15 protein-coding genes are annotated in these 17,509 nt (G+C 46.3%); all 15 read left to right on the forward strand.

What is annotated here, in order from left to right:
• Position 1 precedes the first annotated feature (1 nt).
• The gene (locus tag IX95_RS13010) at positions 2-844 is read left to right on the forward strand and encodes a phosphatidate cytidylyltransferase (protein WP_038160735.1); all 843 of its coding nucleotides are present in this window, start codon (positions 2-4) and stop codon (positions 842-844) included.
• Between the two features lie 50 nt (positions 845-894).
• Positions 895-2,103, forward strand: a complete 1,209-nt coding sequence (gene ispC, locus IX95_RS13015) for a 1-deoxy-D-xylulose-5-phosphate reductoisomerase (RefSeq protein WP_038160737.1) — start codon at positions 895-897, stop codon at positions 2,101-2,103.
• A complete protein-coding gene (gene rseP / locus IX95_RS13020; RefSeq protein WP_021456398.1) occupies positions 2,100-3,458 on the forward strand; it encodes a sigma E protease regulator RseP in 1,359 nt (452 codons plus the stop codon). The genes ispC and rseP overlap by 4 nt, the downstream gene beginning before the upstream one ends.
• A gap of 38 nt (positions 3,459-3,496) precedes the next feature.
• Entirely contained in the window at positions 3,497-5,902 is a 2,406-nt protein-coding gene (bamA, locus tag IX95_RS13025; protein ID WP_038160739.1) for an outer membrane protein assembly factor BamA, read from the forward strand.
• A 26-nt stretch (positions 5,903-5,928) separates the two neighbouring features.
• Positions 5,929-6,429, forward strand: a complete 501-nt coding sequence (locus tag IX95_RS13030) for an OmpH family outer membrane protein (RefSeq protein WP_029236186.1) — start codon at positions 5,929-5,931, stop codon at positions 6,427-6,429.
• 6 nt (positions 6,430-6,435) lie between these two features.
• A complete protein-coding gene (gene lpxD / locus IX95_RS13035; RefSeq protein WP_038160740.1) occupies positions 6,436-7,467 on the forward strand; it encodes a UDP-3-O-(3-hydroxymyristoyl)glucosamine N-acyltransferase in 1,032 nt (343 codons plus the stop codon).
• A gap of 158 nt (positions 7,468-7,625) precedes the next feature.
• Complete coding sequence (gene fabZ, locus IX95_RS13040; protein ID WP_006957902.1) at positions 7,626-8,078, forward strand: 3-hydroxyacyl-ACP dehydratase FabZ; 453 nt, start codon at positions 7,626-7,628, stop codon at positions 8,076-8,078.
• Between the two features lies 1 nt (position 8,079).
• Entirely contained in the window at positions 8,080-8,868 is a 789-nt protein-coding gene (lpxA, locus tag IX95_RS13045; protein WP_006957901.1) for an acyl-ACP--UDP-N-acetylglucosamine O-acyltransferase, read from the forward strand.
• 73 nt (positions 8,869-8,941) lie between these two features.
• Positions 8,942-10,087, forward strand: a complete 1,146-nt coding sequence (gene lpxB, locus IX95_RS13050; protein ID WP_038160741.1) for a lipid-A-disaccharide synthase — start codon at positions 8,942-8,944, stop codon at positions 10,085-10,087.
• Positions 10,088-10,089: 2 nt separating this feature from the next.
• On the forward strand, positions 10,090-10,710 hold the full coding sequence (gene rnhB, locus IX95_RS13055; RefSeq protein ID WP_171340005.1) for a ribonuclease HII: 621 nt from the start codon (positions 10,090-10,092) through the stop codon (positions 10,708-10,710).
• A gap of 92 nt (positions 10,711-10,802) precedes the next feature.
• Entirely contained in the window at positions 10,803-14,282 is a 3,480-nt protein-coding gene (dnaE, locus tag IX95_RS13060) for a DNA polymerase III subunit alpha (protein ID WP_038160743.1), read from the forward strand.
• Between the two features lie 38 nt (positions 14,283-14,320).
• Positions 14,321-15,280: an acetyl-CoA carboxylase carboxyl transferase subunit alpha gene (accA, locus tag IX95_RS13065; protein WP_019276455.1), complete on the forward strand. Its 960-nt coding sequence runs from the start codon at positions 14,321-14,323 to the stop codon at positions 15,278-15,280.
• Positions 15,281-15,373: 93 nt separating this feature from the next.
• Positions 15,374-16,708 carry a tRNA lysidine(34) synthetase TilS gene (tilS, locus tag IX95_RS13070; protein ID WP_038160746.1) on the forward strand — a complete coding sequence of 445 codons (1,335 nt, stop codon included), beginning with the start codon at positions 15,374-15,376 and terminating at the stop codon, positions 16,706-16,708.
• Between the two features lie 36 nt (positions 16,709-16,744).
• Positions 16,745-17,059, forward strand: coding sequence for a c-type cytochrome (locus tag IX95_RS13075; RefSeq protein ID WP_006957895.1), 315 nt, complete (start codon positions 16,745-16,747; stop codon positions 17,057-17,059).
• Positions 17,060-17,162: 103 nt separating this feature from the next.
• A complete protein-coding gene (glnB, locus tag IX95_RS13080) occupies positions 17,163-17,501 on the forward strand; it encodes a nitrogen regulatory protein P-II (RefSeq protein WP_006957894.1) in 339 nt (112 codons plus the stop codon).
• The last annotated feature ends 8 nt before the right edge of the window (positions 17,502-17,509 follow it).

The raw sequence follows: 17,509 nt of genomic DNA on the forward strand, positions 1-17,509 counted from the left end.
TTTGAAACAAAGAATTATAACCGCGCTTATCCTTGCTCCATTAGTGATACTCGGCATTTTTGAGCTATCGCTTCCCTTGTTCATGCTCGCGATTGCAGTCGTGACAGTGATTGGGTATTGGGAATGGACTCAGTTTGTTGATTATAAAACACGTCTTACCGCGTTAATCCCTGGCCTTTTAGTCAGTGTTGCGACACTGACCCTGCTTCCTTTTGATGCACTTAGCTTAAATACGGTGACTGAAGGACATTTAGCAGTACTTCTGGCGGGTGGTGTCTGGTGGTTGGCTTCCAGCAGTTTAGCCATCACTTACCCTAACTCAGCCAAATTCTGGCAGCACTCCAACGTGCTTCGTCACCTGTTTGGTATTTTGACCTTGCTCCCCTTTTTCTGGAGTGTTTTATTGCTTAGAGCGGAAGGTATCAACCAAGATACTTATCACGGAGCAAAACTCGTCCTGTTTGTATGTTTTATTGTCTGGGCAGCTGACAGTGGTGCATACTTTGCAGGAAAGAGCTTTGGTAAGCGAAAAATGGCTCCCCATGTTAGCCCGAACAAGACCATTGAAGGTTTGATTGGTGGCATTGTTACTGCGATTGCTGTTGGTTGGGCAACGGCGAATTGGTTTGAAATTGAGTTCAGCAGCCCGGTTGCAATGGTGATGATTACGCTAGTAACCGTAGTGATATCCGTATTGGGAGATTTAGTTGAAAGCATGTTTAAGCGTGTGTCTGGTATCAAAGATAGCAGCAACATCATTCCAGGTCACGGCGGTGTACTGGACCGAATTGACAGCCTGACAGCTGCGTTTCCGGTCTTTGCTCTTCTATACTTCATATTCTAATTTATAAGGCAGGTTAGAGCCTGCCGTTATACTCTCATTGGTTTCTAGCTATGCGTAAGCTGACAATTTTAGGTGCAACCGGCTCGATAGGTGACAGCACGTTTAAAGTTATTGAACAGAATCCTCAGCACTTCTCGATTGTAGCCCTGGCTGCGGGTAATAATGTCGATAAGATGCGCCAACTTTGTCAGAGATGGCAGCCTAAATATGCAGTTATGGCCAGTGATAGTGCCGCGATGACGCTGAAAACACAGTTGCAAGAACTCAAAATTTCAACGCAAGTGTTAGCGGGTCAGGAAGCCATGTGTCATGTTTCTTCATTTGACGAAGTTGATACCGTGATGGCAGCGATTGTTGGCGCGGCAGGTTTGCTACCGACAATGGCGGCAGTCAAAGCAGGCAAGCGCATCTTACTGGCTAACAAAGAAGCTTTGGTCATGTCAGGGCAGCTATTTATCGATGCGGTGAAAGCCCACGGTGCTGAACTCATGCCTGTAGATAGTGAACACAATGCGATATTCCAATGTTTGCCAGAGTCGATTCAGACCAATCTTGGTGGTTGTGATTTAAGTGAGCATGGCATCCAACATATTTTGTTGACTGGTTCCGGCGGCCCTTTCCGTTATAGCGATATCAGCACGTTGCCAGCTGTCACACCTGAGCAAGCCATTGCCCATCCAAACTGGTCGATGGGGCCAAAAATTTCGGTTGACTCTGCCACCATGATGAACAAAGGTCTGGAGTACATTGAAGCTAAATGGTTGTTTAACACATGCCACGAGCAGCTCAAAGTTTTGATTCATCCTCAATCCGTCATCCATTCTATGGTTCAATACAAAGATGGTTCGGTACTGGCACAAATGGGTGAACCCGATATGGCGACGCCGATTGCGCTCACACTGTCCTATCCAGAACGTGTGTCTGCAGGTGTAAAGCCTTTGGACTTCACCACTGTGGGTGAATTGACTTTCTTAGAACCCGACTTTAAACGTTACCCTTGTCTGAAACTGGCCATTGAGGCTTGTTATGAAGGGCAGCATGCAACTACTGCATTGAATGCGGCAAACGAAGTGGCGGTCGAGCATTTCCTGTCACGCCAGCTCAAATTCACTGATATTGCTGTTGTCAACGAGCGAGTGGTGGAGCAAGTTTGCTCTAACAATAATCATTCAGTTTGTGATAGCTTGGAAAGCATCTTAGAGCTGGATAAAATGGCGCGAGCGTTGGCCGTCGAAATCATTGAAGAGCGTGCATTATGACTGGGATATTGTGGAATTTCGCATCATTTATCATTGCGTTAGGTATTTTAGTTGCCGTGCATGAATATGGCCATTTCTGGGTTGCGCGCCGCTGTGGTGTCAAAGTCGAGAAGTTCTCGATTGGTTTTGGTAAATCAATCTGGAGCAAAATAGGTAAAGATGGCACTGAATACAGTATTTCAATCATTCCATTAGGTGGCTACGTGAAGATGCTCGACGGACGTGTAGATGACGTACCTGAAGAGCAGAAAAAACACGCTTTTGATACGCAACCTTTATGGAAGCGAACTTCGATAGTAGCGGCAGGGCCTGCATTTAACTTTTTCTTTGCTGTATTTGCTTACTGGCTGGTATTCATGATTGGTGTACCAGCGGTTAAGCCCGTGGTTGGTCAGGTAGAACCTCATTCTATCGCTGCTGAAGCAGGTTTAGAATCCGGAATGGAACTAAAAGCCGTCTCTGGCGTCCAAACTCCGGACTGGGAATCCGTCAATATGGGATTGATTGGCCATATTGGTGATGAGCAGTTAACGATGACAGTGGCCCCGGCTGACGGTGTGGGTGTTGAAGAAGTTAGAACTTTTGATTTAACCAATTGGAACTTTGACCCAGAACACGAGTCTGCTATGTCAGCATTGGGTTTTAAGCCTTTCACCCCGGAAATTTCTACCACACTGGTGACGATTTCTGAAGGAGGAGCTGGTGAAGCGGCAGGCTTACAAGCTGGAGATACATTGCTCGCTGCAAACGGTCAACCGATCACTAATTGGCAGCAAGTAGTTGAGCTGATTCAAGGGCATCCGAATCAAGCTATTGACTTGCAAATTGAGCGTGCTGGTGAGAGACAAAATCTCATTCTAACCCCCGATAGTCGTGAACTTGCGGATAAGCGAACGATTGGATTTGCCGGAATCGCTCCTGAAGTCGCAGAATGGCCGGAAAATTATCGCTTCGAGCTCCAATTTGGTGTATTTGAATCAGTCGGAAAAGCGATTGAGAAAACCGGACAAATTATCGATCTAACGATCAGCATGCTTAAAAAGCTGATTGTTGGTGACGTTGGATTAAATAACCTAAGTGGACCTATTTCAATTGCAAAAGGAGCAGGGACGACCGCCGACTATGGGTTGGTATATTTCCTTGGTTTCCTAGCGCTAATTAGTGTCAACTTAGGCATCATTAACCTTGTGCCATTACCTATGTTGGATGGTGGACACTTACTGTTTTTTGCTATTGAAGCAGTGATCAGACGACCAGTTCCTGAACGAATTCAGGAAATGGGGTACCGCATTGGTGGGGCAATTATTTTCTCTCTGATGGCAGTGGCGATATTTAATGATTTTGCTCGTCTGTAACAGGGCAAAGGTTGTAGTAAGGAATAACTAAAACAAATATGGCGATGAATAAAATTCTATTTGCAACGCTATTGGCAACGAGCGTAACTGCAAATGGTGCCGAGAACTTTGTTGTTGAAGACATACAGATTGACGGTTTACAGCGTGTCGCACTGGGTGCGGCATTGTTAAAAATGCCGGTACGCATCGGTGATACAGTCGACAACCAAGACGTGTCTGAGATCATTAAAGCGTTGTATGCGTCAGGTAACTTTGAAGATATCAAAGTGCTGCGAGATGGTAACCAGCTATTGGTACAGGTCAAAGAGCGTCCTACGATTGCTAACATCTCCTTTTCTGGTAACAAGGCTATCAAAGAAGAGCAGTTACAACAGAACCTAGATGCATCTGGTGTGCGTGTGGGCGAAGCTCTGGATCGCACAACGCTATCGAACATTGAAAAAGGACTCGAAGACTTTTACTACAGTGTTGGTAAGTACAATGCGACGGTGAAAGCGGTCGTCACTCCTTTGCCTCGTAACCGCTCGGATCTGAAATTTGTTTTCTCTGAGGGTGTGTCGGCAAAAATCCAGCAGATTAACTTTATTGGTAATGAAGTCTTTACCGATGAAGAGTTACTAAGTCGCTTCAACCTGAATGTAGATGTCGCTTGGTGGAACTTCCTGTCTGATGATAAGTATCAGAAGCAGGTATTAGCGGGTGACATCGAAGCTCTTAAGTCTTATTACCTCGACCGGGGTTATCTCAAATTTAAAGTCGATTCAACGCAGGTAGCGATCTCCCCAGATAAGAAAGGGGTCTACATTACCCTTGCGGTGAATGAAGGCTTACCTTACACGGTTAAAGACGTGAAGTTCCGTGGCGAGCTGATTGGCAAAGAAGCGGAGTTTGAAGCTCTGGTTCCGTTTGAAAGCGGTGACGTTTATAACGGTTCCCAGGTAACAAGCTTAGAAGAAAACGTGAAACGTGTTCTTGGTGAAGCGGGTTACGCGTACCCTCAGGTTCGTACTATTCCAGAATTTGATGATGAGACTCAACAGGTCTCTCTCGTGGTTAACGTTGAAGCTGGTAAGCGTATCTATGTGCGTGATATCCGCTTTGTCGGTAACAACGCTACTAAAGACGAAGTCTTACGTCGTGAAATGCGTCAGATGGAAGGCAGCTGGCTTAACTCAAAATCGATTGAAACCGGTAAGAACCGCCTTAATCGTCTAGGGTACTTTGAAACAGTAGACGTCCAAACTGTTCGTGTGCCGGGTAGCGAAGATCAAGTTGATCTGGTCTATAACGTTAAAGAAGCGAACTCAGGCAGCGTAAACTTTGGTATCGGCTACGGTACAGAGTCTGGTGTGAGTTTCCAGGTTGGTTTACAGCAAGATAACTTCTTAGGTTCAGGTAATCGCGTGGGCGTCAGCGCAATGATGAACGACTACCAGAAAAACGTGAGCCTTGATTACCGTGACCCATACTGGAACCTTGATGGTGTCAGCTTGGGCGGTAAGATTTTCTACAACACTTTTGAAGCTTCTGAAGCGGGTATCGTTGACTATACCAATGAAAGTTACGGAACCAGTTTGACATGGGGTTTCCCAGTTAACGAGCTGAACAGTCTAGAGTTTGGTATTGGCTATACGCACAATAAGATTGGTAACGTCCCTACTTACGATCAGGCTCAATTATTTGCTCAGAGTATTGGTCAACCTGAAGGCGATATCATTACCAACGATTTTGATTTGAATATCTCTTGGACACGCAACAATCTGAACCGTGGTTTCTTCCCAACTGCCGGTAACTATCAGCGTGCATTTGCCAAAGCAACCATTCCAAGCTCGGACGCACAGTACTTCAAAGTTCAGTATGATGTACGTCAATACGTGCCAATTACTAAGAAGCACGAGTTTACTCTCTTGATGCGTGGTCGTTTAGGTTACGGTAACGGCTATGGTCAAACAGATGGTAACGATAACCTGTTCCCATTCTATGAAAACTACTATGCGGGTGGCTTTACTTCATTACGCGGCTTCCGCTCTAACTCAGCCGGTCCTAAAGCGGTGTATACCACCAATAATGGCAGCTGTGGTAACAACGGCTGTGTGAATGCTACCGATGATTCTGTGGGTGGTAACGCGATTGCGCTGGCGAGCATGGAGCTTATTGTACCGACGCCATTTGCTTCGGATGAAGCGCGTAGTCAGATTCGCACCAGTTTATTTGTCGATGCGGCTAGTGTCTGGGATACAGAGTTTGCTTATAACTCAGCCTATCAAGGTACGCAGTACTACGAAGATTACTCTGATCCAACCAATTACCGTGCATCTTATGGTGCCGCACTGCAATGGATGTCTCCAATGGGGCCATTGGTCTTCTCTATTGCGAAACCAATCAAAATTTATGAAGGTGACGACGAAGAATTCTTCACTTTCACTATCGGCAGAACCTTCTAAATACAGAGGAATATACAGTGAACAAAATGATTAAAGCGGCTGGTCTTAGCCTTGTTGTAATGTCGTCTTCATTCTTTGCTAATGCAGCAGAAGCCGCGCAGAAAATTGGCTATATCAATACAGCTCAAGTTTTCCAAGCACTTCCTCAACGTGAAGTCGTACTGCAAAAAATGCAGGAAGAGTTCAAAGATAAAGCCGATGAACTGAAATCTATTCAGGCTGAAGCTAAAACAAAAATTGAAAAGTTGCAGCGTGATGGCGAGTTGTTAGGCCAAGAAGAAGTTGAAAAGCTGCGCGTTGAAGTTGCTCAGCTTGACAGCAAATATAAAATCAAAGCTCAGGCTCTAGAAAAAGCTTCAGCTCGTCGCGAAGCGCAAGAAAAACAGAAACTGTTCAAAGTAATTCAGGACGCTGTTAAGAAAGTGGCAGAGAAAGAAGGCTACGACATCGTTGTTGATATTCAGACTATGCAATACGGTAAGCCAGAATACAACATTTCTGAACAAGTTATTAACTCACTGAAATAATTGGCTATGACAGCAATTACACTAGCCGAACTGGCTTCAATTACTGGCGGGAAATTACATGGTGACGCCGACGCAGTCGTGACCATGGTAGCTCCTATGGATAGAGCGATGGAAGGTCATGTTACTTTCCTATCTAATCCTAAATACGCTAAGCACCTTGCTGACTGTCAGGCGACCGTCGTAATGGTTAAGGATGCGCAGCGTGAGTTGTGCGCTGGTAATGTTCTGGTGGTTGACGATCCTTACATCGCTTTTGCGAAAGTGACACAAGCTTTGGATACCACGCCACTACCGGCCAATGAGATAGCGCCATCTGCGGTTATCGCCGATGATGCTCAACTTGGCAACAATGTTTCCATTGGCGCGAACGCTGTGATTGAGTCGGGTGTTCAACTGGCTGACAACGTTGTGATTGGCGCTGGCTGTTTTATCGGCAAAAAGGCTCAAATTGGTGCAAATACCAAATTGTGGTCGAATATCAGTATCTATCACGATGTTGTAATTGGTTCTGATTGTCTTATCCAAGCGAACACAGTTATTGGCGCAGATGGGTTTGGGTATGCGAATGACAAAGGTGAGTGGGTTAAAATCCCTCAACTGGGTACTGTGCGCATTGGCAATCGTGTTGAAATTGGCTCTTGTACAACGATAGACCGTGGTGCTTTAGATGATACTGTGATAGAAGACAATGTGATCATTGACAACCAAATGCAGATCGCTCACAACGTACACATCGGATATGGTTCAGCTTTAGCTGGTGGTACGATTGTCGCAGGCAGTACTACAATCGGCAAATACTGCATTATCGGTGGTGGTACTGTTATCAATGGCCATATCGAAATTGCCGATGGCGTTACTATTACCGGTATGGGAATGGTCATGCGCGGTATTAAAGAAAAGGGCATGTACTCTTCTGGTATCCCACTGCAGCCAAATAAAGAGTGGCGTAAGACCGCAACTCGGGTTCATCGAATTGATGAGATGAACAAGCGCCTTAAGGCGGTTGAAAAACAGCTGGACCAGAGCGAAGACACTTAATCTGATTCTGAATAAAAAGACTCGCGATGTGCGGGTCTTTTTTTCTGACTGATTATGTGGACTCAATACAACAACATCGCAGTGCGTACTTAGCATATTGGGATGACTTGGGTATAATGCCTGCCAGTTAATTTAGCATTCAAGATAGGAATATGACTTTGACTACTGAAAACAAAACGATGAACATCACTGAAATCCAGGAACTGTTACCACATCGCTACCCATTCTTGCTGATCGATCGTGTTATCGATTTCCAAGAAGAAAAATACCTTAAGGCGATCAAAAACGTTTCAGTGAATGAGCCTCAGTTTACAGGTCATTTCCCTCAACTTCCGGTTTTCCCTGGTGTTCTGATCTTGGAAGCGATGGCCCAGGCTACGGGTCTTCTAGCATTTAAATCGTTTGGTGCGCCTTCTGAAAATGAGCTGTACTACTTCGCAAGTGTTGATGGTGCGAAGTTCCGTAAACCAGTAACACCAGGCGATCAACTGGTTATTGAAGTAGAATTCATTAAAGAGCGTCGTGGTATTGCAGCGTTTAACGGTGTTGCGAAAGTAGACGGCGAAGTTGTGTGTTCTGCAGAGCTTAAGTGTGCTCGTCGAGAGTTTTAATATGATTCATGAAACAGCTCAGGTGCATCCTTCTTCAGTGATTGAAGGAGATGTGAAAATTGCCGCTAACGTGACTGTCGGCCCTTTTACCTATATTTCAGGCAACGTTGAAATTGGTGAAGGTACAGAAATCATGTCGCACGTCGTTATTAAAGGCCATACCACGATTGGTAAAGATAACCGTATTTTCCCGCATGCCGTGATTGGTGAAGAAAACCAAGATAAGAAATACGGTGGTGAAGATACAACAGTTGTTATTGGCGACCGAAATGTGATTCGTGAAGCAGTACAGATCCACCGTGGTACCGTGCAAGACAAAGCGACAACGGTCATTGGTGATGACAATTTACTGTGTGTTAATGCACACATTGCTCACGATGTAATTGTTGGTAACCACACTCACGTTGGCAACAACGCTATCTTAGGTGGCCATGTGACAGTTGAAGATCATGCCGGTGTGATGGCATTGTCTGCAATTCATCCTTTCTGTAAAGTGGGGGCATTCAGCTATATCGGTGGCTGTTCAGCGGTAGTGAAAGATGTCCCGCCATATGTGCTTGCTCAAGGTAACCATGCGACACCATTTGGGTTGAATTTAGTGGGCTTGCAGCGTAATGGCTTTGAAAAAAGTGAACTGCGCGCATTACGCAACGCTTATAAAGAATTCTACCGAGCGGGTAAAACACAGGCTGAGGCCAAAGAAGTTTTGCTGGAAATGGCACAACAGTGGCCGTCCATTAAGCACTTTATTGATTTCGTAGAAAGTTCAGAGCGTGGCGTTATTCGCTAACTGTTACTGAATCCAAATTGAAAAGATCGCGGCCTTAGGTTGCGGTCTTTTTGTGTTTTTGAGGTTAGGGATTATGGATAACAAAAAGCCACTTCGCGTTGGTATCATTGCTGGGGAGTTATCTGGCGATACTTTAGGTGAAGGTTTTATCAAAGCCGTTAAGCAACGGTATCCAGACGCAGAGTTTGTAGGTATTGGTGGTCCTAAAATGATCGCTCAGGGCTGTGAATCTCTGTTTGATATGGAAGAACTTGCGGTTATGGGGCTTGTTGAAGTGCTAGGCAGGCTCCCTCGCTTACTGAAAGTCAAAGCTGAGTTAGTTCGCTATTTCACCGAAAATCCGCCGGATGTCTTTGTCGGAATTGATGCACCAGACTTTAATCTGCGCCTTGAACTTGACCTTAAAAAAGCGGGAATCAAAACCGTGCATTATGTCAGCCCTTCCGTATGGGCATGGCGTCAAAAACGGATTTTTAAAATTGAAGCAGCCACTAATTTGGTGTTGGCTTTTCTGCCATTTGAAAAAGCGTTTTATGATAAATACCAGGTGCCATGCGAATTTATTGGCCATACCTTAGCCGATGCGATTCCTCTAGAGTCTCCAAAAGCGCCGGCCCGTGAGCTGCTAGGTCTTGAGCAGGAGAAAAAGTGGCTCGCTGTTTTACCGGGGAGTCGTGGTAGTGAACTAAAAATGCTGGCTGCCCCTTTTATTGAAACGTGTCGTCGTTTGCATCATAAATATCCGGATTTAGGCTTTGTTGTCGCCTTGGTCAATCAAAAACGCCGTGAGCAATTTGAGCAAGTTTGGCAGGAACTGGCTCCAGAATTGGATTTCAAATTGGTCAATGATACTGCCCGAAATGTGATCACTGCTTCTGATGCGGTAATGCTGGCATCGGGTACTGTAGCATTGGAGTGTATGCTGATTAAGCGACCAATGGTGGTAGGTTACCGGGTGAATGCTGTGACTGCGTTTATTGCTCGCAAAATGCTCAAAACTGAATACGTTTCTCTCCCTAATATTCTTGCTGAACAAGAGCTGGTCAAAGAGTTGTTGCAAGAAGACTGCACGCCTGAAAACTTAGAGATCGAAGTTGAAAAGCTGCTTGGTGAACAAGGGCAGTGCATGATTGAGAAGTTTACAGAAATGCATCACTGGATTCGAAAAGATGCAGATAAACAAGCCGCCAAAGCCGTATTGAACCTGATAGGTAAATAGCCATCATGACAAAAGAAAAAAAAGAACTGCCACCATTTGAATACCCACAAGGGTACCGCTTGATTGCCGGTGTTGATGAAGTGGGGCGTGGCCCGTTGGTTGGTGATGTGGTGACTGCGGCCGTGATTTTGGATCCGAATAACCCTATCGAAGGTCTCAATGATTCAAAAAAATTGACTGAGAAGAAGAGGCTTGCATTGCTGCCAGAGATTAAAGAGAAAGCACTCGCTTGGTCTGTTGGGCGCTGCTCTCCGGAGGAAATTGATCAGCTCAATATTCTCCAAGCGACCATGGTCGCGATGCAACGAGCGATAGAAGGGCTGGAGGTGGCGCCTGACTTTGCACTCATCGACGGAAACCGCGTACCTCAACTCAATATGGATGCTCAAGCTGTGGTCAAAGGTGATATGCGCGTTGCAGAGATCAGCGCGGCCTCGATTATTGCTAAAGTGGTGCGAGATCAAGAGATGGAAGAACTCGACAAGCTTCATCCTCAATTTGGTTTTGCAAAGCATAAAGGCTATCCCACCAAAGCCCATTTTGAAGCCATTGAGCAACATGGCGTGATTGATCAGCATCGTAAGAGCTTCAAGCCAGTAAAAAAAGCCTTGGGTTTAGATTAGAAACCCTCACTGACTGGGGTATATCTAAGATTTTATATCACGTAAAATACCCCCAGTAACCTCTCCGAATAAGCAAAACTGCGGAATCATTGATGTCAGATCCTAAATTTATTCACCTAAAAGTTCACAGTGACTTTTCCATGGTCGATGGCCTATCGAAAGTGCCTCCTTTGGTTAAGAAAGTGGCTGAAATGGGAATGCCAGCCATGGCATTAACTGATTTCACCAACTTATGTGGTTTGGTGAAGTTTTATGGAACAGCTCATGGGTGTGGCGTGAAGCCAATTATTGGCGCTGATTTTGCGATGCAGTCAGAAGAGTTTGGTGAAGAGTTGACTAAACTCACCGTGCTGGCAGCAGACAATGAAGGGTATAAAAACTTAACCTTGTTGATCTCCAAAGCATACCTACGTGGTCATGTTCAGCATCAACCCGTCATCGATAAACAATGGCTAGCTGAGTTGTCGGCAGGGCTGATTGTTCTATCAGGGGCCAAAAGCGGAGAGATTGGTAAAGCGTTACTTAAGGGGAACCATAAAGTTGCTCAAAACTGCGCTGATTTTTATCATCAACACTTTGCCGACCGATTTTTCCTAGAACTGACGCGTACAGGGCGAGCAGATGAAGAAACTTATCTTCACTTTGCCTTGGACTTTGCAGAGAAAGAGCAGCTGCCGGTTGTCGCTACTAACGATGTGGTGATTCTAGATGAAACGACGTTTGAGGCGCACGAGATTCGTGTGGCGATCCATGATGGTTACACGTTAGAAGATCCTCGCCGCCCTAAAAACTACAGTGCTCAGCAATATTTACGTAGCGAAGAAGAGATGTGCGAGTTGTTCGCCGATATCCCTGAAGCGCTGGAAAATAGTGTTGAAATTGCTAAGCGTTGTAATGTGACGGTACGTTTGGGCGAGTACTTCCTGCCCGCATTCCCGACAGAGGGGATGGAGGAAACCGAATTTCTGGTCAAAAAGTCAGAGGAAGGCCTTGAAGAACGCTTAGAATTTCTGTTTCCCGACGAAGAAGAGCGAGCGAAGCGACGTCCTGAGTATGATGAGCGCCTAAAAGTCGAATTGGAAGTTATCAATAATATGGGCTTCCCAGGCTACTTCCTGATCGTAATGGAGTTCATTCAGTGGTCGAAGGATAATGATATTCCTGTTGGGCCTGGGCGTGGTTCGGGTGCTGGTTCGTTGGTGGCTTATGCGTTGAAAATTACCGACCTTGACCCGCTGGAATACGATCTGCTCTTTGAGCGATTCCTCAACCCAGAACGTGTCTCCATGCCCGACTTCGATGTCGACTTCTGTATGGATAAACGAGATCAGGTGATTGACCACGTTGCAGAAATGTATGGCCGTGATGCGGTATCTCAGATCATCACTTTCGGTACTATGGCCGCGAAAGCGGTAATTCGCGATGTAGGTCGTGTACTAGGCCACCCATTTGGCTTTGTTGACCGCATTTCAAAACTGGTGCCGCCTGATCCTGGTATGACACTGGAGAAAGCGTTTAAAGCGGAGCCTGCGTTACCTGAACTGTACGAAGCTGACGAAGAAGTGAAAGAGCTTATCGATATGTGCCGCATCCTTGAAGGGTGTACACGTAACGCCGGTAAGCACGCGGGTGGTGTTGTAATTTCGCCAACCACCATTACTGACTTTGCGCCAATTTATGCCGATGCAGAAGGTCACTTCCCGGTTACTCAGTTCGATAAGAACGATGTAGAAACTGCTGGTCTGGTCAAGTTTGACTTCCTAGGTCTACGTACCTTAACCATCATCGACTGGGCTCTTGGCTTGATTAACCCACGCCTTGAGCGTGAAGGTAAAGATCCAGTTCGCATCGAATCGATTCCATTGGATGATGCGGCATCATTCCGATTGCTACAAAACTCGGAAACGACCGCGGTATTCCAGCTCGAATCGCGCGGTATGAAAGAACTGATCAAACGCCTGCAACCGGACTGTTTTGAAGACATCATCGCATTGGTGGCGCTGTTCCGCCCGGGTCCTCTACAGTCGGGCATGGTAGATAACTTCATCGACCGTAAGCATGGTCGAGAAGCGATCTCGTACCCAGATGAAAAGTGGCAACATGAATCGCTAAAAGAAATCCTCGATCCGACTTACGGCATTATCCTCTATCAGGAGCAGGTAATGCAGATCGCACAGGTATTGTCTGGCTACACCCTTGGTGGCGCGGACATGCTTCGTCGTGCGATGGGTAAGAAAAAGCCGGAAGAAATGGCCAAGCAGCGTGCGACCTTCGAAGATGGTGCGGTAAAGAACGGCGTCGACGGCGAGTTGGCGATGAAAATCTTCGACTTGGTAGAAAAGTTCGCTGGCTACGGTTTCAACAAATCACACTCAGCCGCTTATGCCTTGGTGTCTTACCAAACGCTGTGGCTGAAGATGCATTACCCAGCTGAGTTCATGGCTGCCGTAATGACCGCCGATATGGACAACACCGAAAAAGTGGTCGGTCTGGTAGACGAATGTTTCCGTATGAAGCTCAAGGTGCTTCCGCCGGATATCAACGCTGGCTTGTACCGTTTTAACGTCGATGAAAATGGTGCGATCGTCTACGGTATTGGGGCGATTAAAGGGGTTGGTGAAGGTCCAATTGAAGCCATTCTAGAAGCGCGCAATAAAGGTGGTCACTTTAAAGACTTGTTCGATTTCTGTGCTCGTATTGATCTTAAGAAAGTGAACAAGCGCGTGATAGAGAAGCTCATTTATGCAGGAGCGCTTGACCGACTTGGCCCGCACCGTGCGGCGATGATGGCATCGCTTAATGATGCGGTAAAAGCTGCCAGCCAATACCACCAAGCGGAAGCGTTTGGTCAAAGTGACTTGTTTGGTGTTTTGACCGAAGCGCCGGAAGAAGTTGAACATAAATATACCAAGGTACCTGCTTGGCCAGAAAAAGTTTGGCTGGAAGGAGAACGTGATACACTTGGCTTATATTTGACCGGGCACCCAATAAATGCCTACATAAAGGAACTTGGTAAGTACACCAGTTGTCGACTAAAAGATGCGACACCAACAAGACGTGATCAGAGTGTCACGGTTGCAGGTCTGGTGATTGCGGCTCGAGTAATGACAACCAAGCGCGGTACTCGTATTGGTATCATGACCTTGGATGACCGTAGCGGTCGTATGGAAGTCATGTTGTTCTCCGATGCGCTTGATCGCTACGCTGAATTGCTCGAACAAGACAAAATTTTGGTCGTTTCTGGACAGGTCAGCTTTGATGATTTCAATGGTGGCCTTAAAATGTCCGCGCGCGAGGTTATGGATCTCGGCACGGCGCGTGAAAAATATGCCCGTGGCTTATCGGTGTCCATTGAACAATCTCAAATCGATGATCAATTTTTTGAGCGCTTTAGTAAGATACTGGAGCCTTACAAGGCAGGAACGGTTCCTGTCCATATATACTACCAACGCAGTGACGCGCGAGCGCGCTTAACGTTAGGTACCGAATGGCGTGTGACGCCTAGTGACGAATTAATAGACAATTTGAAACAACTGCTTGGTAAGAGCCAGGTAGAACTCGAATTTAACTAAGTTCGGCAGTCGAATGCCGAATCAGAAAGGATCTATAGATGAGCCTGAACTTTTTAGAATTTGAAAAGCCTATCGCAGAACTTGAAGCTAAGATAGAAGCACTTCGTGGTGTTTCTCGTCACGGTGGTGACTCTGGCGTTGATCTGGACAAAGAGATCGAACAGCTAGAAAAGAAAAGCTTAGAACTTAAGAAGAAAACGTTCAGCGACCTTGGCGCGTGGGAAACAGCCCAGATGGCTCGTCACCCGCTACGCCCATACACGCTTGATTACATTGAGCACGTTTTTACTGAATTCGAAGAACTAGCCGGTGATCGTGCTTACGCTGACGACAAAGCGATTGTTGGTGGTATGGCTCGCCTTGATGGTCGCCCAGTGATGATCATTGGCCACCAGAAAGGTCGTGAGACGAAAGAGAAAGTGAAACGTAACTTTGGTATGCCAAAGCCAGAAGGTTACCGTAAAGCGCTTCGCTTGATGGAAACGGCTGAGCGTTTCAACATGCCAATCATTACTTTCATCGATACTGCAGGCGCATACCCAGGTGTTGGCGCAGAAGAACGTGGTCAGTCGGAAGCGATTGCGAAAAACCTTAAAGTAATGGCTGGTCTCAAAGTGCCTGTTATTTGTAACGTGGTAGGCGAGGGTGGTTCTGGTGGTGCACTGGCGATTGGCGTAGGCGACTACGTGAACATGCTGCAATACTCGACTTATTCTGTTATCTCACCTGAAGGTTGTGCTTCAATCCTTTGGCGCGATTCAGATAAAGCGCCACAAGCCGCGGAAGCGATGGGACTGATTGCTCCACGTTTGAAAGAGCTAGAACTGATCGATGAAATCATCGAAGAGCCTTTAGGCGGTGCGCATCGTGATCACATTCAAATGGCTGCTAATATGAAAGCGACTTTGGTCAAGCAGCTTGATGAGCTACAACATTTTGACAATGATGCTCTGCTTGAACGCCGTTACCAGCGCTTAATGAGCTACGGTTACTGTTGATCGCTCAAGATTAAAAACAAAGGCTGAACTTAGGTTCAGCCTTTTTTGTTATGGGTGGTAAACTAGCAGCATTGAAAACTCTCTTCTTTGTGTATGAATTTATATCAGACATTTTCTTCTGTCATTGACCAACACAGGCAGCCTAGCGGTAAGTTAGTGCTTGCTTTGAGTGGTGGTTTGGATTCCAGAGTCCTGTTGTCATTAATGGCGAGGTACTGCCGCGAGTATCAGCAAGAGGGGCTAGCAGTACATGTCCATCATGGTTTAAGCAGTAATGCTGATGACTGGGCCGAGCAGTGTAAGCAGTGGTGCTCAGAAGACGGTATTCCTTATAACCTTGAGAGAGTGACGCTGGAAAAACACGGAAAAAGCATTGAAGAAAGTGCACGAGAGGCTCGCTATCAGGCTCTAAGTAAGTATGTTTCCGAGGAAGATTTATTGCTGACGGGGCAGCATAGCGACGATCAGTTTGAGACCTTCTTGCTAGCATTGAAACGCGGCAGTGGGCCTAAAGGGCTTTCCGCTATGGCTCAGGTTATGCCTTTTGGTGAGGCTCTGCTTGTTCGGCCATTGCTAGCAGTAAGTCGAGCTGATGTAAAAGCCTATGCGATAGCTGAACAGTTGCAGTGGGTTGAAGATGAAAGTAACCAAGACACGCGATTTGATCGCAACTTCATTCGCCATCAGGTAGCGCCTGTCATTTCGCAACGTTGGCCGCATTTCTCTCAGGCCGTGCAACGCAGTGCCGAACTGTGCGCTGAGCAAGAGCAACTTCTTGATCAATTATTGACTGAGCGCTTAGCACAGGCGCAGCATCAAGATGGTAGCTTATGGATTGAGCCTTTACAGAATATGACGCCGTTGATGCGGGCGCGTTTGCTCAGGATGTGGCTCTCTCATCATCAGGCTCGCATGCCCAGCCGAGAGCAACTGAACAAGATGTGGCAGGAAGTAGCGCTCAGTCGTCAAGATGCTAACCCAGCACTCTCCATATCGGGTGGTCAAGTTCGCCGCTTTGAACAGCGCTTGTATCTGGTTGAGCAGTGGCAAGAACTGTCTGGCTGGCAGCGGGATATTACCATTGGTACAGCGTTGAACTTGCCTGACTCATTGGGCTCTTTATTACTCCAATCTAGTCATAATGGACAGCTTTCAAAAGCTGCACTTGAAGCCGCACCATTATCCGTTACGTTTGAGCCTCAAGGCTTGAGCGCGAAGCCTACTGATCGCAACCATAGCCGAAAATTGAAAAAATTGTTTCAGGAATATGGAGTGCCGAGTTGGTTGAGGCGCCGCGTGCCGATTTTAATGTGTGGGGAGCGGGTTGCCGCTGTAGCCGATTTATTTGTTGATCATCACTTTGCAGGCCAAGACTGTGAACTTGTCTGGGACAAGCCAGTACCAGTTGTGTCAAAATTGTATACATAAAGACACATAAATAAAATGGAATTATAAGGAAGAGCAATGAAAAAAATCGCTATTGGACTAGTAGTCGGAATGAGTCTGTTTGCTGGACAAGCTATGGCTGCAGGTGATGTCGCAGCCGGAAAAGCAAAAGCGGCGGTATGTGCCGCGTGTCACGGCGCAGATGGTGTCGCTGTTATTCCAGGTTACCCTAACCTGAAAGGCCAAAACGAACAGTACATTGTTACGTCAATTAATGCCTACAAAAACAAAGAACGTAACGGTGGATTAGCCGCGGTTATGCAGGCACAAGCAGCGGCGTTAAGTGATGCGGATGTGGCTAATTTAGCGGCGTACTACGCGAGTCTAAAGTAAGTCATAGACAATAGTATTTAGCCCGAGCATAAAAAGCTCGGGCTTTTTATTGCCTGTTTATCATGGGATAATGAGACAAATTGCTGAAGTTTAAGGGATGAACATGAAAAAAATCGAAGCCATTATTAAGCCATTTAAATTGGATGACGTTCGTGAAGCATTGGCGGAAGTCGGTATTACTGGCATGACGGTTTCTGAAGTGAAAGGCTTTGGTCGTCAGAAGGGGCACACGGAACTGTACCGTGGCGCGGAGTACATGGTGGATTTCTTACCTAAGGTGAAGCTTGAGATTGTTGTGACGGACGATGTTGCAGAGCAATGTGTCGATACCATTGTTGAGACGGCTCAAACCGGTAAGATTGGTGACGGCAAAATCTTTATCACTGATATTGAGCGCATTGTCCGTATTCGTACTGGTGAAGAAGACGAAGACGCAATCTAATCCGATTT

The organism is Vibrio sp. B183, assembly GCF_000740665.1.
Lineage (GTDB): Bacteria > Pseudomonadota > Gammaproteobacteria > Enterobacterales > Vibrionaceae > Vibrio > Vibrio coralliilyticus.